Below are 21,277 nucleotides of genomic sequence, written 5' to 3' on the forward strand. Positions count from 1 at the left end.
GTGCTTCCCGGAGCGCACCGCGCCGCCGGCCTCGTCTCCGAGGCCGCGCTGGTCCGCGCGATGCTGGAGGTGGAGGTCGCGTGGGCGCGCGTGCTGGGCACCGAGGTGTCGCTGGGCTCCTGGGAACCGTCGCTGGACCCGGCGGAGATCGAGGCCGCGGGCAACCCGGTGCTGCCGCTCGTCTCGGCGTTGCGCGCTAAGGTCGCCGGTCCGGTCCACACTGGACTGACCAGTCAGGACGTGCTCGACACCGCCCTGATGCTGGTGGCGCGCAAGGCTTTGACGCAGATTCTGGACGACCTGCGCCGCGTCGCCGCCGCGCTGGCCCGGCTTGCCGGCGAGCACCGGTCCAGCGTGATGGCCGGGCGCACGCTGACGCAGTTCGCGGTGCCGATCACCTTCGGCCTGAAGGCCGCGCGGTGGCTGGTGGGCGTGCTGGACGCCGTTGACGAGTTGACGGCGTTGTCGCGCATCCTGCCGGTGCAGTGCGGAGGAGCGGCGGGCACGCTGGCCAGGGCCGCCGAGCTGGTGGATCCGCTCGCCGCCGCGTCGTCGTTCGCCCAGTCACTCGATCTGGTGTGGCCGGGCCTGCCGTGGCACACGTACCGCGCGCCGATCACACGGCTCGGCGACGCACTGGTGCGGACCTGTGACGCGCTCGGCGTGATGGCCGCGGACCTGCTCACGCTGGGACGGCCGGAGATCGGCGAGGTCCGCGAAGGCGCGGTGCCGGGGCGCGGCGGGTCGTCGACCATGCCGAACAAGCGGAACCCGGTGCTGTCGGTGCTGGTGAACAGCGCCGCGCTGCAGGCTCCGCAGCTCGGCGCGCAGCTACATCTGTGTGCCGCGCGGGCCGTCGACGAGCGGCCGGACGGGGCCTGGCACGCGGAATGGCCGGCGCTGCGCGGGCTGCTGGAGCTGGCGGCGGTGGCGGCGTCGCAGGCCGCTGAGCTGGTCGAGGGGCTCGAGGTGCACGCCGACGTGATGGCGCGGCGGGCGGCTGAGGCGGCTGAGGAGTTGCTGGCCGAGAGCGGCGGCCGGGCGAATCCGGGGCGGTATCTCGGCGCGGCCGGCTGCTTCGTGGACGAGGCGCTGCGGCGGTGGCGCGGAATCGATCCCGATTCGCCCCCTCCGGGGGGAGACCGAGGTCCCCACTCCAATCATCTCAAGGGGGTCTGACAAGAAATGGCGATCGAGCTCAGCCTGACCCGCCTGGCGGGGTCGGAGTTCTCGGAACGGCTGCTGGTGGTCGGCCCCTCGCTCGGCACATCGGTCGCCCTGCTGTGGCGGGACTGCGCGATGGTGCTCGGCGGCGGGTTCGAGGTGATCGGCTGGGACCTGCCCGGCCACGGCGCCGGCTACCCGGCGAGCAGGCCTTTCACGGTGGCGGGCATCGCGGACGAGCTGGTCGAACGCGTCGCGGCACTGGCCGGCGACAGGCCGATCGGCTACGCCGGGGTGTCGTTCGGCGGCGCGGTCGGGTTCGAGTTGGCGTCGCGCGCCGGGAGTCCGTTCGGATCGCACGTGTGCATCGGCGCGGCACCGCGGATCGGGGTGCCGGAGATGTGGCGCGAGCGGGCCGCGCTCGTGCGCCGCGCCGGTACGCCGGTGATGGTCGAGGGATCGTCTCAGCGGTGGTTCGCGCCGGGCTTCGTGGAACGGGCGCCGCGGGTCGCCGGGGCGTTGTTGCGGTCGCTGGCCGATGCCGACCAGGAGTCGTATGCGTTGGCCTGCGAGGCGTTGGCGGGGTTCGAGGCCGGGCCGCCGGTCAGGCCGGTGCACGTGCTCATCGGCGAGCACGACGTGGTGGTGCCGCCGGACAACGCCGATCGGGTGCTGAGCGGGTGCGGGCACCTGCCGCCCGCTGAGAATCCGGCCGCGGTGGCCCTCGTGCTGGCTCAGGTGCTCAAGGAGACGCAGTGTCCTACGACGACGGCATGAAGGTGCGCCGAGAGGTGCTCGGCGACGCGCACGTGGATCGCGTGGTGCCGGACGAGTTCACGCACGACTTCCAGGAGTTCATCACGCGCTACGCGTGGGGCGAGGTGTGGACGCGGCCTGGGCTGGACCGGCGGATGCGCAGTGCCATCACGCTCACCGCGTTGATCGCGCGCGGCCACTGGGACGAGCTGAAGCTGCACGTCGCCGCCGCGCGCCGGAACGGGCTGAGCGAGGCGGAGATCGGTGAAGTGATCTTGCAGAGCGCCATCTACTGCGGTGTGCCGTCGGCGAACCACGCGTTCTCGGTGGCGCGTCAGGTGCTTCGGGAGGAAGCGTGATCGTGCACGACACCGCGCGGCAGGCCGTGGCGGACACACCGGACGGGGCGACCGTGCTGATCGGCGGGTTCGGCCCCGCGGGTGAGCCTGTGCAGCTGATCGAGGCGTTGCTCGGCAGCGGGGCGAAGGAGCTCACCGTGGTGAGCAACAACGCGGGCTCCGGGGAGAACGGCATCGCGGCGCTGATCCGGGAGGGCCGGGTCGCCAAGATCGTGTGCTCGTACCCGCGGCAGGCCGACTCGCGGCACTTCGACGAGGCGTACCGGGCGGGACGGATCGAGCTGGACCTGGTGCCACAGGGCAATCTCGCCGAACGGATCCGCGCCGGCGGTGCGGGCATCGGGGCGTTCTTCACGCCCACCGGCTACGGGACGATGCTGGCGGAGGGCAAGGAGACCCGTGTGATCGACGGCAAGGGATACGTCATGGAGTATCCGATCACGGCCGACCTCGCGCTGATCAGGGCACACCGGGCGGACGCGCACGGCAACCTCGTCTACCGCAAGACGGGCCGCAACTTCGGGCCGATCATGGCCGCGGCGGCTACCACGACCGTCGCGCAGGTCGAGGAGCTCGGGGAGATCGACCCGGAAAACGTGGTGACACCGTGCATCTACGTCAACCGGATCGTCCACATCGGACGTGCGGCATGATCGACCGGCAGACCCTCGCCAAGCTCGTCGCCGCCGACATCCCGCGCGGCGCGTTCGTGAACCTCGGCATCGGGCAGCCGACCGAGGTCGCGGACCACCTGGCGCCGGACAGCGGCGTAATACTGCATACCGAGAACGGCATGCTCGGGATGGGGCCGCAGGCCCACGGGTCCGATATCGACCTCGACCTGATCAACGCGGGCAAGGTCCCGGTCACCGAACTGCCCGGTGCGTCCTACTTCCACCACGCCGACTCGTTCGCGATGATGCGCGGCGGCCACCTGGATGTATGCGTTATGGGCGCGTACCAGGTGTCGGCGCGGGGAGATCTCGCGAACTGGCACAGCGGATCCCCGGACGCGATCCCGGCCGTCGGCGGCGCGATGGACCTCGCGGTCGGCGCGAAGCAGGTCTTCGTGATGATGAACCTGCTGACCCGCGACGGAAAATCCAAGCTGCTGCCGGAATGCACGTATCCGCTCACCGGCCTGCGCTGCGTCACGCGAGTGTATGCAGACCTCGCGACGTTCCTGATCACTGACGACGGCGTGGTTGTACGCGATATGCACGGCATCTCGTTCGCTGACCTTCAAGCCCTGCTGGACGTTCCGCTGAAGGAGCTGGCATGACACGCACCCAGGTCGGCATCGTCGGCGCGGGACCGGCCGGACTGATGCTCTCGCACCTGTTGTCCCTCAACGGAATCGACAGCGTGGTCGTCGACTGCCGGACCCGTTCGGAGATCGAGAACACCGTGCGCGCCGGCATCCTCGAGGCCGACAGCGCACGGCTGCTCGTCGACACCGGCGTGTCCGGCCGTGTACTGCGCGACGGGCACCCGCACGAAGGCATCGACCTGAGGTTCGGCGGCGAGAGCCACCGCATCGATTTCCGCGCGTTGGTGGGCGAATCGGTGTGGCTCTATCCGCAGACCGACGTCTTCGTCGACCTGGCCGACGCACGGGAGCGCGACGGCGGCGACGTCCGGTTCGGCGTCTCCGACACGTCGGTCGACATCACCGAGCCCGCCATCCGGTTCACCGACAGCTCGGGGGTGGCGCAGGAGGTGCGCTGCGACCTGCTCGTGGGTGCGGACGGCTCGCGTTCGATCTGCCGGGTCCAGGTACCGGAATCCGTGCGCACGCACAGCTTCCGGGAGTACCCCTTCGCCTGGTTCGGCATCATCACCGAGGCCCCGCGCAGCGCCCCCGAGCTGGTGTATACACATTCGCCGCGTGGGTTCGCGTTGATCAGCCAGCGCACCGAGACGCACCAGCGCATGTATTTCCAGTGCGATCCTTCCGCCGACCCGGCCGACTGGTCCGCCGACCAGATCTGGGAGGAACTGCAGGCGCGCGTGGCCGGCCCGGACGGCTTCAGCCTGAACGAGGGTCCGATCACCGAGAAGACCGTGCTGCGCTTCCGGTCGTTCGTCGCGGAACCCATGCGGTTCGGCAACCTGCTGCTGGCCGGCGACGCCGCCCACACCGTGCCGCCCACCGGCGCGAAGGGCCTCAACCTGGCGCTGGCCGACGTGCGCGTGCTCGCCGAGGCCATCGAACGCGCGCTGCTCAAGAACGACCGCGACGCGCTCGACGAGTACGGCCCGCGCGCGCTGGACCGCGTGTGGAAAGCCCAGCACTTCTCGTACTGGATGACCACGATGCTGCACGCCCTGCCCGGCGCGACCGACTTCGACGTGCGGCGCCAGCTCGGCGAACTGTCGTCGGTGGTCGGGTCGGAGGCGGGCTCGCGCTACCTGGCGGAGGGCTACACCGGCTGGCCCGCTTGAGCGCGGCTGGAGTGCGCTCGGCCAGACTGGCCCGATGGACATCGCGGCGCTGCGCCTCGGCAACATCGGGCAGCTGGCATCGGCCGAGGACGTCGTCCGCTCGCTCGGCGCCGTGCAGGCCCAGGACTACGGCCAGTCGCTGTGGGCACTGGGCCTGCGCACCGCGTCGTGCGGGATCGCCGACATCGAGGAGGCGCTGCGGTCCGGGCGGGTGATCCGGACCTGGCTGATGCGCGGCACCATCCACTACGTCCTGGCCGAGGACGTCCGGTGGATGCTCGACCTGTTCGGCACCCGCGACCTGGCGAGGCTCACCCCCAAGGCCTGGGCGTACCACCGCATGACGCCCGAGCTGATGTCGTTGGCGCGCAAGACGTTCGTGTCCGCGTTGAGCGGCGGCGGATGCCTGACCCGGCGCGAGATGATCGAGCTGATGGCTCAGGTGGGCATCCCGGACGACCGGCAGCAGAGCTACTTCACGTTCATCCACCTCGCCCAGGAGGGCCTGGTGGTGCCAGGTCCGCCGCGGGGCAAGGAACAGACCTTCGTGCTGCTGGACGAATGGGCACCTGACCAGCGCTCGATGGCCCCCGAGGAAGCGCTGTCCCTTCTGGCGTCACGGTTCTTCGGCAGCCACGGCCCGGCGACGGTGGCGGACTTCGCGAACTGGGCCGGCATCGGCATTCGCGAGGCCACGCGGGGTTTCGATCCGGTGAAGGGCTCGTTCGTGCGGGAGACGTTCGACGGCAAGGAGTACTGGCTGCCGCCCGACCTCTCACCGGGTTCGGGCGCGTTCGTGCTGCCCGCCTACGACGAGCTGGTGATTGGATACAAAGACCGCGGCGCGTACTTCACCCGGTACGACGAGATCCCGATCTCCACGTACAACGGCATGTTCTACGCGACGATCATCGAGGACGGCCAGATCGCCGGGCTGTGGAAGCGCGTCATGAAGAAGACCTCGGTGGACGTGGAGCTGCGGCCGTTGCCGGGCTTCGACGTCGATCGGCTCGCGGAGCACACAGCGCGGTTCAGCTCGTTCCTCGGTCTGCCGGTGCGGACCTTGGTGAAGGACGCCCCTTCCACGGGTTCGTCGAAGGTCAGCTGGCGCTCGCGAACGTGAGCAGCTCCACCTCACCGCCCTGATGGCCGGGCGGCACGACCGCCAGCGCGTCGGCGAGGGCGGCGCCCCACAGCGAGCCAGGCTTGTCGTGGCCGACGGGCACGGCCTCGCCGCCGGCCGTGGCCACCGGCACCAGGCGGGTGTCCCGGGGATGCGCGCCGACATCGCCCAGCCACGCGGTTCGTGCCGGGCGGACGGTGTGGCCGCCGAGAGTCTCGAGCAGTGGCCGCAGCAGGGTCAGGACCGCGGCGAGGGCGGCGAACGGGTTGCCGGGCAGGCCGACGACGCAGCGGCCGTCGGGCAGGACGGCGAGCAGCTGGGGATGGCCAGGACGGCAGGCGACACCGCTGACCAGGATCTCGGCGCCGAGTTCGGCGAGGACGCGGCGGAGGTGGTCGGCCGGGCCGACCGAGGTGGCGCCGCACGTGACGAGGACGTCGGCCTGGTCGAAGGTCAGTGCGTCGGCGAGGGCTGCCGGGTCGTCGCGCAGGTGGGTGGTGCCGAGCAGGTCGGCTCCGGTGAGCAGGCCGGGGAGCATCGGGCCGATGGCGTCGCGGACCCGGCCTGGGTGGGGTGGGCCGGCGTGGAGGAGTTCGTCGCCGGTCACGATCACGGCCACGCGGGGGCGGCGGTGGACGAGGAGGGTGTCGTGGCCGGCGCCGGCGGCCAGGCCTATGACGGCGGGGGAGACGAGGGTGCCGGAGGGGACTAGCTCGTCGCCTGCGGTCCAGTCCTCGCCGCGGCGGCGGATGTGTTTGCCGGGGTGGCGGGCGGCGGGCTGCTGACCTGTGGAGTGCCGACCGGCGGCGTGTTGACCGGCGGGGTGTTGACCGGCGGGGTGTTGACCGGCGGGGTGTTGACCGGCGGGGTGTTGACCGGCGGGGTGTTGACCGGCGGCGTGTTGATCTGCGGGGTGTTGACCGGCGGGGTGTTGATCTGCGGGGTGTTGACCGGCGGGGTGTTGACCGGCGGGGTGTTGACCGGCGGGGTGTTGACCGGCGGGGTGCTGATCGGCGGCGTGTTGACCGGCGGCGTGTTGACACTGGCTGCCGCTGGGATGGCAGTCGTAGAGCGCGCCACCCTCCACCGAGCACAGCTCGACCGGGATCACCGAGTCCGCCCCGCCCGGCACCGGAGCCCCGGTAGCCACCCCGAACGCCTCACCGGCCCCCAGCCGCACCCCAGGCACCGGATCCCCGGCCGCTACCCGCCCCACGATCTCCCAGGGCTCGGCCCCCGCGACCGCGAAGCCGTCCATCGCCGACGTGTCACACGTCGGCTGCGACGCCAGGGCCCGCACGCCCGAGGCCAGCGCCAGCCCCACCGCGTCCCCCAACGCGAGCTCGACGGCCTCCAGCGGCTTGGCTGCCTCCCGCGCCGTCCGGCGGGCCAGCGTCCAGGGCATGTTCGACAGCATTTTCATCCGGGCTCCCGTGGTATAGCCTACCTCATACTGTATGCAATCCTCAGGACGGGGTGAAGGGCATGCCAGTCGCGACTTACGTACGTGATCACGTCGGCAGGCTCTACCGGGTGGGCGAGACCGACGTCGAGGTGTCGGGGCGGTCGCGCCGCGCCGTTCTCTGGGCGGCCTGGGCGGCGATGCTCGCGGCCGGGATCGGGCAGTACGGGTTCGGCGCGTTGATTCCCCACCTCGACGACCGGTGGAGTGTCACGGAGTTGTTCTGGGCGCTCGCGTTGTGGACTGTATGCCAGGCGGGCACGGCCTTTCCGGCCGCTTGGCTGCGCGACCAGCAGAGGCTCACTGCCACCGGGGCCATGTGGATCGGCGCGATCCTGTGCGGCAGCGGGCTCCTGACGCTCGGGCAGGGGCAGCTCGTCGGCTATTCGGTGCTGGGCGGCATCGGCGCGGGCCTGATCTACGCGACGTGTCTGGGCACGATCGTCCGGTGGTACCCGGAGCGCGTCACCAGGAAGGTCGCGTTCGTCAGCGGCGCGTTCGCGTACGGGTCGGTGCCGTTCGTGCTCGCCGCCGGGTTCCTGACCGGAAGCGATCTCGGCGGGTTCCTCACGCAGGCGGCGATCGCGATCACCGTGGTGGTCGCCGTCGCCGGTGCCCTGATGAAGGATCCGCCCGAACACTGGTGGCCGCCGCACATCCAGCCGAGAGAGTGGGCGCTGGATCGGGCGCGGGTGCCGAACCGGTTCGCGCTCAAGGAGTTCAAGACGCAGGAAGCCATGCGGTGCGGCACGTTCTGGTGGCTGTACGGGGGTGTGGCGTTCGCGGCCGCCGTCTCGCTCTACGACCTGGCGTATCTGCCGTTGTTCACCAACGACAACGTGCTCGGCGCGGTCGCGCTGGCGGTGCTCGCCACGGCCACCGGGATCGGGCGGGTGCTCGTCGGGTGGATCTCGGACCGGGTCGGCCGCCGCAAGGCGCTCACCTGGACGCTCGCGACCGGCGGGCTGGCGCAGTTCGTGTTGCTGTACTCCCAGAACGTCACGGGCCTGCTCGTCGGCGCCACGCTCGCCGGCCTGGGCACGGGGTGCTGCTACTCGTTGCTGGTCGGTGTCACCAGGGAGTACTTCGGTGAGACGAACGGCGCGCAGAACTTCGGCGTGCTCTACACCGCGAAGGCGGCGGGCGCGCTCATCGCGGCGATCGTCCTCGCGTCGCAAGGGCCCGCGTTCGCGTTCATCGCGGCCGGGGTGCTCGGGCTGGCGGGTGCGGTGCTCACCGCGCACCTCTCCCAGCCGGGGAGGCCGCGCCTGTGAACCGGGTGCCGGAGCTGTCGGCGGGCTGGCACCAGACGCCCGCGGACGGCTGTTGCCTGATGGAGCTGACGTCGGTCCTCGCGGGCGAGGTGTGGTCGGACCGGCCCGCCTGCGTGCATCCGGTGCTGGCGTGCGTGGCGCGGTGCGTCAACGATCAGTCCACAAGGGACGGTCGGAGCAAGCTGCTCCCGTTCGCTGTCAAGGTGATCGGGACCGAGATGGCACCGGTCACGCATCGGCTCGTCAGGCATTGTGTGCGCAGGGCCGGGATCGCCGTGCCCTGGTGGTGGCCGCGCAACTGGGCGGTGGCCAGGGCGGTGCGGGCGATGACCGGGGACGAGGTGTTGCGGCGCCTGCTCGACGAGTGCGTCGCGATCTGCAAGGAGGCCGGCGATGGGACGAGTGACGAGCAGGCGGCGAGTGGCGCGCGTGGTGGACGACGCGGTGACCGTGCGGCCGGACACGCTGGCGGTCGAGGAACCGCTGGAGATTCGCGTGCGGGGCAAGTCCCTCGCCGTCACCATGCGTACGCCGGGTGACGACTTCGACCTCGCCGCGGGATTCCTGGTCAGCGAAGGCGTCGTGCGCACCCCGTCCGACATCGCCTCCATCCGCTACTGCGCGGGCGCCACGGCCGACGGCGGCAACACCTACAACGTGCTGGACGTCGGCCTCGCGCCGGGAGTCGCGCCGCCCGACCCGTCGATCGAGCGCAACTTCTACACGACGTCCTCGTGCGGCCTGTGCGGCAAAGCGAGCCTGGATGCCGTGCGCACCACCGCGACCTGGTCGGTCGCGGCCGACCCGATCAGGCTCGATCCACGCCTGATCACCGAGTTCCCGACGAAACTCCGTGCCGCGCAACGGGTCTTCGACCGGACCGGCGGGCTGCACGCGGCCGGGCTGTTCGACGCGAACGGCTCGTTGCTGTGCCTGCGCGAGGACGTCGGCCGGCACAACGCCGTGGACAAGGTCGTCGGCTGGGCCACCCGCGCCGGGCGGCTGCCGCTGACGAGCACCGTGCTGATGGTGAGCGGCAGGGCGTCGTTCGAGCTGGTGCAGAAGGCGGTCATGGCCGGGATTCCGGTGCTCACGGCGGTGTCCGCGCCGTCGTCGCTGGCTGCGGACCTGGCCGAGGAGATGGGCGTGACGCTGGTCGGGTTCCTCAGGGGCACCTCGATGAACGTCTACACAGGAGGGCACCGCCTCGGCGTCACGGCCGGAGCGCGTTAGCCCGTAAGGAGTCCTCCGCGCGGATGATGCCGCGCGGTGGACGCGATCTTGAACGAACCCGCCTAGCGTTCCTCCCATGTTGACGGTGACGGGGATCAGCCGGAGCTTCGGCGACCACCGGGTGCTCGACGAGGTGAGCTTCGACGTGCGGCCCGGCCGCATGACGGGCTTCCTGGGGGCCAACGGATCGGGCAAGACGACCACGATGCGGATCGTGCTGGGGGTGCTCGCCGCGCACGGGGGCACGGTGAGCTGGCAGGGGCAGGAGATCACGCCGCAGCGGCGGCCGGACTTCGGCTACATGCCGGAGGAACGCGGGCTCTACCCGAAGATGAAGGTGCGCGAGCAGATCACCTGGCTCGCGCGGTTGCACGGCGTCGACCGGACGATCGCGCAGCGCAACGCCGACGAGCTGCTCGCAGACCTGGAGCTGACCGACCGGGCCGACGACCGGCTGGAGGCGTTGTCGCTGGGCAACCAGCAGCGCGTGCAGATCGCGGCCGCGCTGGTGCACGACCCGGACGTGCTGATCCTCGACGAGCCGTTCTCCGGCCTCGACCCGATCGCCGTCGAGACCGTGCTGGACGTGTTGCGCAAGCGGGCCGCGAGCGGGGTGCCGGTGCTGTTCTCGAGCCACCAGCTCGCGATCGTGGAACGGCTCTGCGACGACGTCGTGATCATCTCAAAAGGACGGATCGCGGCCAGCGGATCCCGGGAGGAGCTGCGCGGCCGGCACGCGACGTCTCGCTACGAGATCGTCGTCGCCGAGGACGCGGGCTGGGTCAGGGACGTGCCCGGCACGACGATCCTGGAGCTCGACGGCCCGCGCGCGGTGTTCGAGGCACAACCACAGCAGGTGCTCGCCGAAGCGGTGAAACGCGGCGACGTCAGGTCGTTCACGCCGGTGGTGCCGACGCTCGACGAGATCTTCAAGGAAGTGATCTGACATGGCACGGGCATCCTTCGCCCAGGCGACGTGGCTCGTCGCCGAACGGGAGATGAAGACCTTCGTCTCCACCAAGGGGTTCTGGATCGGGTTCCTCGCCACGATCGTCGGCCTCTTCGCGCTGACCGTCCTGCCGACGGTGTTCGGCGGCGACGACCCGAAGGTCGCGGCGGTCGGCTCGGCCGTGCAGGTGGTGCAGGGCAAGAAGCTCGACGTCCGCGAGGTCGCCGACGTCGCCACCGCGGCGGAGCTGGTCAGGTCCGACGACGTCGCGGCCGCGATCGTGCCGGACGGCAGCGGGATCAAGGTTCTCGCGCTCAACGACCCGCCCGGTGACGTGATCTCGCAGCTGGTCGCCGCGCCGCCGGTGGAGCTGCTGGAGGCCTCGGCCGTCAGCTCCGATCAGCGGTTCGTCACGGTGCTGGTGTTCGGGCTGATCTTCCTGATGTTCGGCATGGGCGGCGCGGCGATCGCGCAGAGCACCGTGACCGAGAAGCAGACCCGGATCGTCGAGATCCTGGTCTCGACCGTGCCGGTGCGGGCCCTGCTCGCCGGCAAGATCCTCGGGCACGTGATCCTCACGCTGGGCCAGGTCGCGGTGCTGGCGCTCACCGCACCGATCGCGCTGCGGGTCGCCGGGCAGTCCGAGCTGCTGGCAGTGGTGGCGCCCGCGCTGGGCTGGTTCGTGCCGTTCCTGATGCTCGGGTTCGTGCTGGTCTCGTCGATGTGGGCGGTCGCGGGCGCGCTGGTCAGCCGGCAGGAGGACCTCGGCTCGACGATGGGCCTGGTGATGCTCGCGGTGATGGGGCCGTACTTCGGCGTGCAGTTCTTCTTCGAGAACCCCGCGGTGCTCAGCGTGCTGTCGTACGTGCCGTTCACGGCGGGGGTCGCGATGCCGGTGCGGTTGTTCGCCCAGCAGGCGCAGCCGTGGGAGGCGCTGGTCTCGCTCGGCATCCTCGCGGCGACCGTCGTGGCGATGCTGCTGGTCGCCTCGCGCCTCTACTCCGGGTCGCTGCTGCAGACCGGCGCGCGGGTCAAACTGTCCCGCGCGTGGGCACCTGCAGAATAGGCGCATGATCGCTGATCCGATTCGCCTCGCCGTCGTCGGCCTGGGCGCCATGGGCACCCGGATGCTGACGGCGGCGCAGGCACATCCCGGCTACACCGTGGTCGCCGGCGTCGACGTCGTACCCCGCACGCTCGGCATCCCGGTCGTCACGTCGCTCGACGACGTGCTGGCCGAGGTGGATGCTGTATACATCTCCACCCCGCCCGCCTCGCACGCCGAGCTGGTGATCAGGGCGCTGGACGCGGGCAAGGCGGTGTTCTGCGAGAAGCCCCTCGCGGTCGACCTCGACGAGGCCCGTGCGATGGTCAAGGCCGCGCAGGACCGTCCGAACGCGGTGAACTTCGCGCTCTCGGACATGGCCGCGACGCTGGAGATCGAACGCCGGCTGCCCGAGCTGGGCGAGCTGCGCGGCGTGGAGATCAGGCTGCAGTTCCCGGTGTGGCCGCGGGCGTTCCAGGCGGACGCGGCGTGGCTCGCGCGGGCCGAGCAGGGCGGGTTCGTCCGCGAAGTGCTGTCGCATTTTGTATACCTCACAGACCGGTTCCTCGGGCCGCTGACGGTGGAGTCGGTGTCGTCGGACTTCCCGGAGGCCGGTGCGGCCGAGGTGGCCGCGCGTGGTGTGCTGCGCGGCGGTGACGTGCCGGTGCACGTGTCCGCGTTCTCCGGGCTGGCCGGGCCCGAGATCTACGAGTGGACGGCCTGGGGCACCGAACGGTCGCTGCGGCTGGACCAGTGGGCGAAACTGTCCACTTCGGACGGTGGCGCCTGGGAGCCGGTCGCGCTGGAGCAGACCGGTTCCGACTCCGCGCGGCTCACGCTGTTCGCTCAGGCCGTGCGCGGAGAACACCCGCGCGACCTGGCGGACTTCGCGAGCGGGCTGCGCGTGGCCGAGGTGATCGAGGCCTTCCTGAGGTAGTGGCGTTGCCGCTCGCCGAGCGGCAACGCCAGGATCAACTCAGCCGAGCACCTCGCGGAGCCTGACGCCGAACTCCTCCGGCTTGCCCGCGTAGCCGAACGTGCCGTCGAGGAAACCGCCGTGGTGGCTGGGGAACACCGTCGCGTCCTGCCCGAGCAGCTTGGCCGTTGCGAAGGCCGTGCGGCCGGTGAACACCGTCATCGACTCCTCGCCCACCGCGATGATCACGCGCGTCGGCGCGGCGGCGAGCGCGTCCACCCGCGGCTGGTAGTCGGTGATCGCCAGCGAACGGCGGGAGAGCAACGGGTCGTCGCGCTTGCCGTCGTCGTCGGCAGGCATGCCGAACTGCGCGGGATCGGCGGGAGGGAGCGCGAAGTACTCGTCGGTGTACTCGCCCTGCCAGCTCGACATGACCAGGAACTGCGCCATGCCCGCGCCGGATCCCTTGGCGTAGTAGGCGTCGATGAACCCGTCGCGGGCGCGGCGGGCCGCCTCGGCGTCGGGCAGCACGTCGATCAGCGGCGGCTCGTGCGCGACCAGCGTGACCACGTCGTCCGGGTAGGCCGCGACGAGTTCGAGGGCGGTGACCGCGCCGCCGCTCGAGGCGAACAGGTCGACCGGGCCACCGACCGCCCCGATCACCGCGTGCACGTCGCCGGCCTGCGTTTCGGGTGAGTTGTCGGTGCGGCCGTCGGAACGGGTGCTGCGGCCGAGTCCGCGCGGGTCGTAGGTGATCACGGTGCGGTCCGGGAACTGCGCGCGCAGTGCCACGAAGCCGCTCGCGTCCATCGGCTGGCCGATCATCATCAACGGGCGGCCGCCCTCGCCGTGGACGTCGTACGTGATGGCTGCATTGTCGGTTTCGAGAACGTGTGTCGCCATGGTTTTCTCCCCAGTCAGTCTGGTCTGAGCAGCCTAGTCACACACGTGAACCCCGATGGGCTAACAGGCCGATCGACCTGCGGGTATCCGGCTGTTATCAAAGATCGCATGACGCGAACAGCAGTGGTGACCGGCGGCGGCACGGGCATCGGCAAGGCGGTGGCGGCCCGGCTCGTGGAGCAGGGTCTGGACGTGGTGATCACGGGCCGGCGCGAGGACGTCCTGAAGGCGGCGGCCGCGGAGGTCGGCGCGCGGGCGGTGGTGTTCGACGCGGCGGATCCCGACTCGGTCGAGGCCGCGCTGAGCGACCTGCCGTCCCAGGTGGACGTTCTCGTCAACAACGCGGGCGGCAACATGACCCGCCGCCTGCCCGCGCCGGAGAACCTGGCCGACGTGCGGAACCTGTGGCTCGCGAACTACGAGTCCAACGTGATCAGCGCCGTGCTCGTGACGACCGCGCTGGAGCCGCGGCTGGCCGACAACGCCCGCGTGGTCACCATCGGCTCGATCGCGGGCCGGCGTGGTTCGGGTGCCTACGGCGCGGCCAAGGCGGCGGTCGAGGCGTGGACCGCGGATCTGGCGTTCGCGGTGGGCGGGCGGGGGATCACGGTCAACGTGGTCTCGCCCGGCGTCACCGAGGACACCGAGTTCTTCGGCGGCACGCTGAGCGAGGAGCGGCGCAAGAAGCTCGTCGGCAACCCCGCGAACGGCCGCGCGGGCACCCCGGCGGACATCGCGGTGGCGGTGACGTTCCTGACCTCGGTCGAGGCCGGCCACATCACCGCGCAGGTCATCGGTGTGAACGGCGGAGCAGGCCTCGGACGCTGAACCCGATCACCGCCACCAGCACGACGAGCAGGGCGATCCAGGAGAACTCGGCGAGGTAGCGCTCCGCGGCTTCGCCTACGAAATACACCGCCGCCGTCGTACCACCGGCCCACGCGATGCCGCCCGCCGCGTTGGCCGCGAGGAACTTTCCATAATGCATACCCATCGTGGCGGCGAGCGGTCCGGACAGGATCCGCAGCAACGCCACGAACCGGCCGAAGAACACCGCCCAGGCGCCGTAGCGTTCGAACAGCGCCTGGGCGCGGCCGATCTTGCTCGCGTCGAAGTGCCTCGGGAACCTGTCCTCCGCCCACGTGAAGACGCGGGGCCCGAACCGCTTGCCCAGCGCGTAACCGATGCTGTCGCCGATGATCGCGCCGGCGGAGGCGACCACGCCGACGATGATCGGTGAGATGCCGTCGTGGTGCGAGGCCATCAGCGCCGCGGTGACCAGAACTACCTCGCCCGGCAACGGGATCCCGACGCTCTCGATGCCGACCACCAGGCCTACGACGACGTAGACCAGCAGCGGTGGGACGGTGTGAAGCCACTCGGTCAGCACATTCCCGATCTTCCCCCTCCCGCCGGATCCGTGCAGTGAACGCCGCTCGCTAAGGTGTGGATCACCGGGGGACGAGGGGGCGGCGTGAGCGGCCGGTTCGGCATGCTGCTGCGTGAGTGGCGGCAGCGGGCGGGGTGGAGCCAGGAGGCCCTCGCTCAGCGTGCCGCTGTCGGCATTCGCACCGTGCGCGGGCTGGAGACGGGGGAGCGAACCGACCCGCGGATCGGCACCGTGCGGTCGCTGGCCGACGCGTTGGAGTTGACCGGGGCCGAGCGGGCCGAGCTGTTCGCCGCTGCCGGGCGGGACGAGCCGGTGCCTGTTGAGCCAGCTTCATCGGACTTGGTGCGGTTCGACCCGCTGGCCGAGGCGGCGGAGACGTTGAAGGTCGCCGTCGAGGCGCGGTGGCGGCGCGAGGAGGAGCAGCGGCAGATCCACGACCCGGTGCCGTTGCCGGTCCGGTGGGACGCGGCGCCTTCGTCGTTGCAGGACGCCTGGGTCAACATCGGTGGTGAGTGCGACCTCGCCGGGCGGCTGGACCAGGTCGTCGAGGTGTACCGGCGGGTCGCGTCGCGGCGGCTGGTGGTGCTCGGCAGGGCCGGGTCCGGCAAGACGGTGCTGACCACGCGGTTCGTGCTGGACCTGCTGGCGGCGCGGGACGTTCGGGACCCGGTGCCGGTGATCTTCGGCGTGGGTTCGTGGCATCCCGGCCGGGTGGGTCTGCGGGACTGGCTCGCCGCGCAGCTGATCCGTGATCACCCGTTCCTCGGGGCTCCCGGTCCTGGTGGCGTCGGGACGTTGGCGGCGGCCCTGGTCGACGCTCAGCGGATCCTGCCGGTGCTGGACGGGTTCGACGAGATCGCTCGTGGGCTGCATCGGTCGGCGCTCAACGCGTTGAACACCACCACTCTGCCGTTGCTGCTCACGAGTCGGGTGGACGAGTACCGGGATGCTGTCGCGGGCACGGACGTGCTCACCTCCGCTGCTGCGTGCGTGCTGGCGGATCTTTCGGATGACGACCTGGCGGACTACCTGCCGCGGACCACGCGCAAGACCGGGCCGGGCGGCAACGTCTGGAAGCCGGTGCTCGACGAGGTGCGCAACGGCGGGGCGCTCGCGCGCGTGCTGACCACGCCGTTGATGGTGGCTCTCGCGCGGCGGATCTACAGCGACACGCCTGACCACGATCCGTTGGAGCTCCTGTCGTTCGACACGGCTGACGAGATCGAACGGCACCTGCTCGCCTCGTTCGTGCCGGCGGTGTACGGCACCTCGTTCGAGCAGGTGCGTCCGTGGCTCGGGTACCTGGCCGGTCACCTGTCTGCGCTCGGCACGCACGACCTGGCGTGGTGGCAGCTCGGCACCTCGTCCCGGCGGCGCGCGTCGATCATCGGGCTGGGCGTCGGGGTCACGGTCGGGGCGGCGGACCTGCTGGTCGAGTCCCTCCTGGTCGGGGCGCTCACCGCGCGGGGACTGGTGTTCGCGGTGATGATCGGGCTGGTGACGGGCGCGCTGTCCGGGCTGACGCACTTGTATGCAGTTCGTTCGGCGCCGCTGGAGCCGGTGCGGACCCGGATCCGATTGCATACACGGGCAGGGCGGCGGGTGTGGCCGCGCGGCGGGCTCGGGTTGTTGTTCGGCGGTGCGATCGGCGGTGCCTACGGGCTGGTGCGGGCGCTCGCGTTCTGGCTGGTCACGCCGGGTGCCCGGATGACGGCAGGAGTGCTGGTCGACATCGGCGTGTTCGCCCTCGTCTTCGGGCTCGGCGCCGGACTCGTCTTCGCACTGGTCGCCGCCATGGAGGCGCCGCTCGATGTGCGCTCGGCGGGCAGTCCAGGCGGTCTGATCGAGGCCAACCGGCGCCACGTGCTCGGGTTGGTCGCACTGTTCGTGCCGGTCTTCGCGGTCTTCGTCGCGGCGGCCACGGGAGTGGTCGCCGGTGGGCTGACGGCGCTGCGGTTCGAGGTCGTGTGGAGCCCGACAACGGCGTTGTCGCTGGGGCTCGTCGGCGGCATCGGCGGCGGGCTGGCCTACGTGCTGAGCCTGACCGCGTGGGGCCAGTGGGTGGTGTTCGCGCGGGTGTGGCTGCCGCTGACCGGACGCCTGCCGTGGGGCCTGCCGGCGTTCCTGGACGACGCCTACCGGCGTGGAGTGCTGCGGCGGGCGGGGGCGGTCTACCAATTTCGGCACGCCCGGTTGCAGGAATACTTCGAGCGTTTGTCCTGATCAGGGTGACCGGCCAGATGTGGCCGGTCGTCTGGCCTGTCCTTCGTTTGGCCCGGCTGTGATCGTTTGCCTCGCCGGACGAGGGAGGGAACGCAAGCGTGTCAGGCAACGAATCACCGCCGCCGCACGAGATCAACTGGGAGGCGTACAGCCACGAGGAACTGCACCGCATGCTGTGGCAGAACGCCGATGTCGGGGACGTGAGCACGGTCGCCGACGAGTGGACCCGCCACCGCGCCGCCCTGGACACGCATGCCGAGGTGCTCCGCGAACAGCGCGCGGCGTTGCTTTCTAGCTGGCACGGCGCTGCGGCCGAGGAGGCCGCCAGCCGGCTCACGGCGCTGGCCGAGCGGATCGAGAAGATCAGCGCGCTGGCCGCGGCGGGGCAGCGGGCGGCGCAGGACGCGGCCGATGCGCTGGCGGAGGCGCGGGCGGCGATGCCGCCACCGCCGCCTGGGGGACCGACTTTGCCTGCGTTCGCGGGCTTGCCGGCGGGGGCTGGGGCACCGGCGGCGCCTGCTGGTGGGGCGTTTGTGTCGCCGCCGGGGCCTGCGGGCGGGCCGCTCGTGCCGTCGATGGCACCTGCGGGCGGGCCGTTTGGGCCGCCGACGGGACCTGCCGACGGACTGCTCGCACCGCCGACGGGACCTGCCGACGGGCCGTTTGCGCCGCCGATGGCGCCTGCTGGGTCGTTTGCGCCGTCGATGGGACCTGCGGGCGGGCCGTTCGCGCCCCCGGGACCCGCAGGCGGGCCGTTCGTGCCGCCGATGGCGCCTGGCGACGGGTCGTTTGTGCCGCCCGTGACGCCTGCCGATGGGCCGTATACACAGCCGCCCGGACGTGTCGGCGGGCTGTTCGGGCAGTCGACGGTGCCTGCGGATGCGCAGTTCGCGCCGTCAACGGCACCTGCTGCCGCGCCGTTCGCACTGCCACCCGCGCCTGGCATGCCGACGGCGCCGAACGGTGGGCTGTTCTCGGCGCCGCCCGCGCCGTTCACGCTGCCGACCGCCCCCGCCGGGGCGCCGTTCGCACTGCCGTCGGCACCCGGATCGTTGGCGCTGCCGAGTGCGCCGGCCATGCCCTCGACGTTCACGCCGGGCTTCAGCTTCTACTTCGGTGCCGCCTCGGCCGACCAGCAGAAGGACCAGGCCGTGCGCACGATGCAGACCTACGAGTCCAGCCTGAACGGCAGCGGCCGCCTGATCGACGACGCCCGCGGCGCCGCGCCGCAGTCCACCCGGCAGACCACCACGCAGCCCGCCCCGCCTGGGACCCGCGCGGTGGCCGCCGCGCCACCACCGGCCCGCGCCGCCTCGCCCGCGGCGAGGACCTCCGGCGGCGTTCCGTGGCAACGCCTCGTCGGCGGCTCGGCCCCGGCCGGAGGTAGCCAGGCCGCGCTCACCCCGGGCATGCGCACCGGTGTCGTCCTGAGCCAGCACGGCGGGCTCACCGTGACCGGTCCGCTCACCACCGACACCCACTCCCGATCAACCGCGCAGGCCGGGGCGATGCCGCCACCGGCAGGTGCCGGGCGCAAGGACGACGACCAACCGCACGAGAACCAGATGCCGACGCTCGACCACGGGCTGTTCGTGGTGGACGAGCGGGTGTCGCCGGCGGTCATCGGTGAGGAGGTGCAGGCATGAACGGCTACGAGGTCGCGCCGGAAGAGTTGCACGACCGGATCAGGACGTTGACCAGGCTGGCCGAGTTGACCGGTGACCTGGTGGCGACCGCGAGCCGGCTTGCCGAACGCCTGCCGCCGCTCGGTACCGCGCCGCCCGCCCAGGATCTCTCGCAGCGCCTGCAGAAGGGTGCGTCGGGGCTGGCTGGCGAGGTGGGTGCGGCCGAGCGCGAGGTGCGGGCGTTCCAGCAGATGCTGGCCGAGATCAAGACGACCTATCTCGACGCCGACGAGCAGGCCAGGCCGCGATGACCACCATCGAGGCCGGGGTCGCGTTCGACCTCGTGGAGATGGACCTGCTCGCCACTCATGCGGGAGTGCGCTGGCCGTTCCCGCTGCGGGTGCCCTCGTTCGGCGCCCGAGCCGGTGATCGGGCCGCCCTGCTCGCCGAGGCGGGCCACGGATTGCATACACGTGGGCTTGCTGAGAGTCACGGGCCGGTCGGCATGGCCGCCGAACTCGTCGTGGCTTTGCGCGAGCACCGCAGTGCGGTCGACCTCGTCGTGACGGGGACGGTGGGCGCGGTCGCGATGGTCTGCGGGGACGCGGCGGTTGTATGCCGTCAGTCCGCGGAGGGCACGGTCTGGGTGACGTACGTCGACGCCGAGACGGTCGGCGACGAGCTCGTGGCGTTGATTCCTGAACTGAAGCCCGCGCAGATCATGCCGATCACGCTCGAACCCGGCGCGCGGTTCACCCAGCTGGACTTCACCGGGCAGGGCCAGGCCGGGCTGATCAGGAACGGCCAGCGCACGGAGGTGTCCTGGTTGGACAGCACGAGCGGGCGGGTCAGGGTGAACACGAACGACGGCTGGGTCAGCGTCAATCCGTTGCGGCACAACGATCTGGTGCGCGCGATCGGAGAGCTCGCCGCACAGGCGCGAGCATGAGCAGAGGGGGAGAAGTGGATCCAGCACAGTGGCTGGCGGACTACCAGGAGCGGCTCGAACGGGCTGCATACAGTGCGCGGAGCGCGAGTGCGAGCCTGGCCGAGGTCGGGGCGAGCGCGACGTCGCCGCGCGGTGAGGTGACTGTGACGGTCAACGCGGCTGGCGTCCTCGGCGACGTCGCGCTGACGCCGGCGGCGCGCAAGCTCGACGTGGACACGCTCGCGATGCTGATCGTCGGCACCGCACGGGAGGCGCAACGGCTGGCGAGCGCGCGGATGACCGAGGTGATGGCGGCCTATCTGGGCGAGAGCGATGCCCTGCACCAGGTCACGAAACACCTGCCGGAGGCCGTGCGATGACGTTCACCGTCGACCACGAGCAGCTGCGCGGGCACGCGACGACCCTCGCCGGGTACGCCGACCAGCTCGCGAACACGGGCACGCGGCTGCCCGACCAGCTCGGCCAGAACACGCTCGGCGACTTCGCCCAGTTCCTCACGGCGGGCCTCGGTGGCGCCATGAAGGAGACCTTGGACGCCTTCGCCCACGTCGCGTCCACTATGGACAAAGTGAGCGAGGGCATGAAGCAGACGGCGGACCTGTACCAGCGCACCGACGACGACAACGTCGCGAACCTCACCGGGGCCGCCCGATGACCACCGCGACCGACGCGGGCACGATCAACGCCCTGCTCAACGAACTGCGCACCGCCACCAAGGCCATCGCCGGTGACGAGTGGCTGTCCCAGGACCTCGCCGGCACCCCGAAGGCAGGGCTCGACCAGCTCGGCCCGAACGGGAAACCGCTGCAGGCACTGGACAACGCCGGCGTCGGCTTCCTCACGCCGATGATCTCGTTCCTCGAAGAGCCGCTGAACCAGCTGAAGGGCAACCCGGACGGCGTTCAGAACGGCGCCGGTGAGTTCGAGAAGGCGGGCAAGGACGCGACCACCCTCGCGGACAACTACCGGGACAAGGCGAAAAGCGAGACCAGCGGCTGGTCCGGCGAGAGCGCGGCCGACTACGCCAAGACCGGCAAGGAACTCGTCGACGGGGTGCTGTCGGTCGCCGAGACCGCGCTGACCAACGCGACCGCGATGATCAAGGCCGGCGAGGTGGTGGCCCAGGTCGTCGCCGAGGTCACCCGGCTGATCACCGAGGCGATCGGCAAGATCGTGCCGATCATGACGCAGGCGATCGCGGCGGCACCGGCGACGTTCGGGCAGAGCATCGCCGTGGCCATCCCGCAGTGTGTACAGATCGCCGTCGACTGCGGGATGCAGATCGCCGCCAAACTGGGCGAGCTGCTGGCCAGCGGGGAGAACCTGATCAAGCTCGTCGAGGGTGCCTCGGCCGTGCTGAAGGTCGTGAAGCAGGCCATGTCGGTCATCGGCGAGCAGGCCCAGACCGGCTCGGCGAAGCTCCCCACCGCGAAAGCCTCGTGACGAGCCGGTTCGCGTCGG

23 protein-coding genes are annotated in these 21,277 nt (G+C 71.1%); 20 read left to right on the top strand and 3 right to left on the bottom strand.

Annotated elements, in window-relative coordinates; translation table 11 throughout:
- Genes ACIA8G_RS10950 through ACIA8G_RS10980 form a run of 7 tightly spaced genes read left to right on the top strand, consistent with a single transcriptional unit; the run spans nucleotide 1 to nucleotide 5,847 of the window.
- On the top strand, nucleotides 1–1,179 hold the full coding sequence (locus ACIA8G_RS10950) for a lyase family protein (protein ID WP_396418177.1): 1,179 nt from the start codon (nucleotides 1–3) through the stop codon (nucleotides 1,177–1,179).
- A gap of 6 nt (nucleotides 1,180–1,185) precedes the next feature.
- Nucleotides 1,186–1,941 carry an alpha/beta fold hydrolase gene (locus tag ACIA8G_RS10955; RefSeq protein WP_396418178.1) on the top strand — a complete coding sequence of 252 codons (756 nt, stop codon included), beginning with the start codon at nucleotides 1,186–1,188 and terminating at the stop codon, nucleotides 1,939–1,941.
- A complete protein-coding gene (locus tag ACIA8G_RS10960; RefSeq protein WP_396418690.1) occupies nucleotides 1,938–2,279 on the top strand; it encodes a carboxymuconolactone decarboxylase family protein in 342 nt (113 codons plus the stop codon). Before ACIA8G_RS10955 ends, ACIA8G_RS10960 begins: the two co-directional genes overlap by 4 nt.
- Nucleotides 2,276–2,932 (top strand): 3-oxoacid CoA-transferase subunit A, encoded by a 657-nt coding sequence (locus ACIA8G_RS10965; protein WP_396418179.1) that lies wholly within the window; start codon nucleotides 2,276–2,278, stop codon nucleotides 2,930–2,932. Before ACIA8G_RS10960 ends, ACIA8G_RS10965 begins: the two co-directional genes overlap by 4 nt.
- Nucleotides 2,929–3,561 (top strand): 3-oxoacid CoA-transferase subunit B, encoded by a 633-nt coding sequence (locus tag ACIA8G_RS10970; RefSeq protein ID WP_396418180.1) that lies wholly within the window; start codon nucleotides 2,929–2,931, stop codon nucleotides 3,559–3,561. Before ACIA8G_RS10965 ends, ACIA8G_RS10970 begins: the two co-directional genes overlap by 4 nt.
- Nucleotides 3,558–4,724 carry a 4-hydroxybenzoate 3-monooxygenase gene (locus tag ACIA8G_RS10975; RefSeq protein WP_396418181.1) on the top strand — a complete coding sequence of 389 codons (1,167 nt, stop codon included), beginning with the start codon at nucleotides 3,558–3,560 and terminating at the stop codon, nucleotides 4,722–4,724. The genes ACIA8G_RS10970 and ACIA8G_RS10975 overlap by 4 nt, the downstream gene beginning before the upstream one ends.
- 34 nt (nucleotides 4,725–4,758) lie before the next feature.
- Nucleotides 4,759–5,847 (top strand): winged helix DNA-binding domain-containing protein, encoded by a 1,089-nt coding sequence (locus ACIA8G_RS10980; RefSeq protein WP_396418182.1) that lies wholly within the window; start codon nucleotides 4,759–4,761, stop codon nucleotides 5,845–5,847.
- Here ACIA8G_RS10980 and ACIA8G_RS10985 read toward each other — a convergent pair.
- Nucleotides 5,825–7,270 (bottom strand): molybdopterin-binding protein, encoded by a 1,446-nt coding sequence (locus tag ACIA8G_RS10985; RefSeq protein ID WP_396418183.1) that lies wholly within the window; start codon nucleotides 7,268–7,270, stop codon nucleotides 5,825–5,827. The genes ACIA8G_RS10980 and ACIA8G_RS10985 overlap by 23 nt on opposite strands.
- Before the next feature lie 62 nt (nucleotides 7,271–7,332).
- Here ACIA8G_RS10985 and ACIA8G_RS10990 point away from each other — a divergent pair, with 62 nt between their 5' ends.
- The 5 genes from ACIA8G_RS10990 (at nucleotide 7,333) to ACIA8G_RS11010 (ending at nucleotide 12,747) form a co-directional block, all read left to right on the top strand.
- The gene (locus ACIA8G_RS10990) at nucleotides 7,333–8,583 is read left to right on the top strand and encodes an MFS transporter (RefSeq protein ID WP_396418184.1); all 1,251 of its coding nucleotides are present in this window, start codon (nucleotides 7,333–7,335) and stop codon (nucleotides 8,581–8,583) included.
- Nucleotides 8,584–8,976: 393 nt separating this feature from the next.
- Nucleotides 8,977–9,816, top strand: coding sequence for a formate dehydrogenase accessory sulfurtransferase FdhD (fdhD, locus tag ACIA8G_RS10995; protein WP_396418185.1), 840 nt, complete (start codon nucleotides 8,977–8,979; stop codon nucleotides 9,814–9,816).
- Between the two features lie 76 nt (nucleotides 9,817–9,892).
- Nucleotides 9,893–10,762 carry an ABC transporter ATP-binding protein gene (locus ACIA8G_RS11000; protein WP_396418186.1) on the top strand — a complete coding sequence of 290 codons (870 nt, stop codon included), beginning with the start codon at nucleotides 9,893–9,895 and terminating at the stop codon, nucleotides 10,760–10,762.
- Nucleotide 10,763: 1 nt separating this feature from the next.
- Nucleotides 10,764–11,831 carry an ABC transporter permease gene (locus ACIA8G_RS11005; protein ID WP_396418187.1) on the top strand — a complete coding sequence of 356 codons (1,068 nt, stop codon included), beginning with the start codon at nucleotides 10,764–10,766 and terminating at the stop codon, nucleotides 11,829–11,831.
- A 4-nt stretch (nucleotides 11,832–11,835) separates the two neighbouring features.
- The gene (locus ACIA8G_RS11010; RefSeq protein ID WP_396418189.1) at nucleotides 11,836–12,747 is read left to right on the top strand and encodes a Gfo/Idh/MocA family protein; all 912 of its coding nucleotides are present in this window, start codon (nucleotides 11,836–11,838) and stop codon (nucleotides 12,745–12,747) included.
- A gap of 39 nt (nucleotides 12,748–12,786) precedes the next feature.
- Here the strand turns inward: ACIA8G_RS11010 and ACIA8G_RS11015 are convergent, their stop codons facing one another.
- Nucleotides 12,787–13,629 (bottom strand): alpha/beta fold hydrolase, encoded by an 843-nt coding sequence (locus tag ACIA8G_RS11015; protein ID WP_396418190.1) that lies wholly within the window; start codon nucleotides 13,627–13,629, stop codon nucleotides 12,787–12,789.
- Nucleotides 13,630–13,737: 108 nt separating this feature from the next.
- Between ACIA8G_RS11015 and ACIA8G_RS11020 the strand changes: the two genes are divergently transcribed.
- Nucleotides 13,738–14,457 (top strand): SDR family oxidoreductase, encoded by a 720-nt coding sequence (locus tag ACIA8G_RS11020; RefSeq protein WP_396418191.1) that lies wholly within the window; start codon nucleotides 13,738–13,740, stop codon nucleotides 14,455–14,457.
- Here ACIA8G_RS11020 and ACIA8G_RS11025 read toward each other — a convergent pair.
- Nucleotides 14,420–15,019: a DedA family protein gene (locus ACIA8G_RS11025; RefSeq protein ID WP_396418193.1), complete on the bottom strand. Its 600-nt coding sequence runs from the start codon at nucleotides 15,017–15,019 to the stop codon at nucleotides 14,420–14,422. The genes ACIA8G_RS11020 and ACIA8G_RS11025 overlap by 38 nt on opposite strands.
- Nucleotides 15,020–15,103: 84 nt before the next feature.
- Here ACIA8G_RS11025 and ACIA8G_RS11030 point away from each other — a divergent pair, with 84 nt between their 5' ends.
- The 7 genes from ACIA8G_RS11030 (at nucleotide 15,104) to ACIA8G_RS11060 (ending at nucleotide 21,259) form a co-directional block, all read left to right on the top strand.
- Complete coding sequence (locus ACIA8G_RS11030; RefSeq protein WP_396418194.1) at nucleotides 15,104–17,242, top strand: helix-turn-helix domain-containing protein; 2,139 nt, start codon at nucleotides 15,104–15,106, stop codon at nucleotides 17,240–17,242.
- Between the two features lie 98 nt (nucleotides 17,243–17,340).
- Nucleotides 17,341–18,888 (top strand): hypothetical protein, encoded by a 1,548-nt coding sequence (locus tag ACIA8G_RS11035; protein ID WP_396418195.1) that lies wholly within the window; start codon nucleotides 17,341–17,343, stop codon nucleotides 18,886–18,888.
- Complete coding sequence (locus ACIA8G_RS11040) at nucleotides 18,885–19,178, top strand: hypothetical protein (protein WP_396418196.1); 294 nt, start codon at nucleotides 18,885–18,887, stop codon at nucleotides 19,176–19,178. The genes ACIA8G_RS11035 and ACIA8G_RS11040 overlap by 4 nt, the downstream gene beginning before the upstream one ends.
- Nucleotides 19,175–19,816 (top strand): ESX secretion-associated protein EspG, encoded by a 642-nt coding sequence (locus ACIA8G_RS11045; protein WP_396418197.1) that lies wholly within the window; start codon nucleotides 19,175–19,177, stop codon nucleotides 19,814–19,816. Before ACIA8G_RS11040 ends, ACIA8G_RS11045 begins: the two co-directional genes overlap by 4 nt.
- Nucleotides 19,817–19,830: 14 nt before the next feature.
- Nucleotides 19,831–20,175 (top strand): YbaB/EbfC family nucleoid-associated protein, encoded by a 345-nt coding sequence (locus ACIA8G_RS11050; protein ID WP_396418198.1) that lies wholly within the window; start codon nucleotides 19,831–19,833, stop codon nucleotides 20,173–20,175.
- Nucleotides 20,172–20,471 (top strand): type VII secretion target, encoded by a 300-nt coding sequence (locus tag ACIA8G_RS11055; RefSeq protein ID WP_396418199.1) that lies wholly within the window; start codon nucleotides 20,172–20,174, stop codon nucleotides 20,469–20,471. The genes ACIA8G_RS11050 and ACIA8G_RS11055 overlap by 4 nt, the downstream gene beginning before the upstream one ends.
- Nucleotides 20,468–21,259, top strand: a complete 792-nt coding sequence (locus ACIA8G_RS11060) for a hypothetical protein (protein WP_396418200.1) — start codon at nucleotides 20,468–20,470, stop codon at nucleotides 21,257–21,259. The genes ACIA8G_RS11055 and ACIA8G_RS11060 overlap by 4 nt, the downstream gene beginning before the upstream one ends.
- Nucleotides 21,260–21,277 lie beyond the last annotated feature (18 nt).

Source organism: Lentzea sp. NPDC051213 (assembly GCF_044455585.1).
Lineage (GTDB): Bacteria > Actinomycetota > Actinomycetes > Mycobacteriales > Pseudonocardiaceae > Lentzea.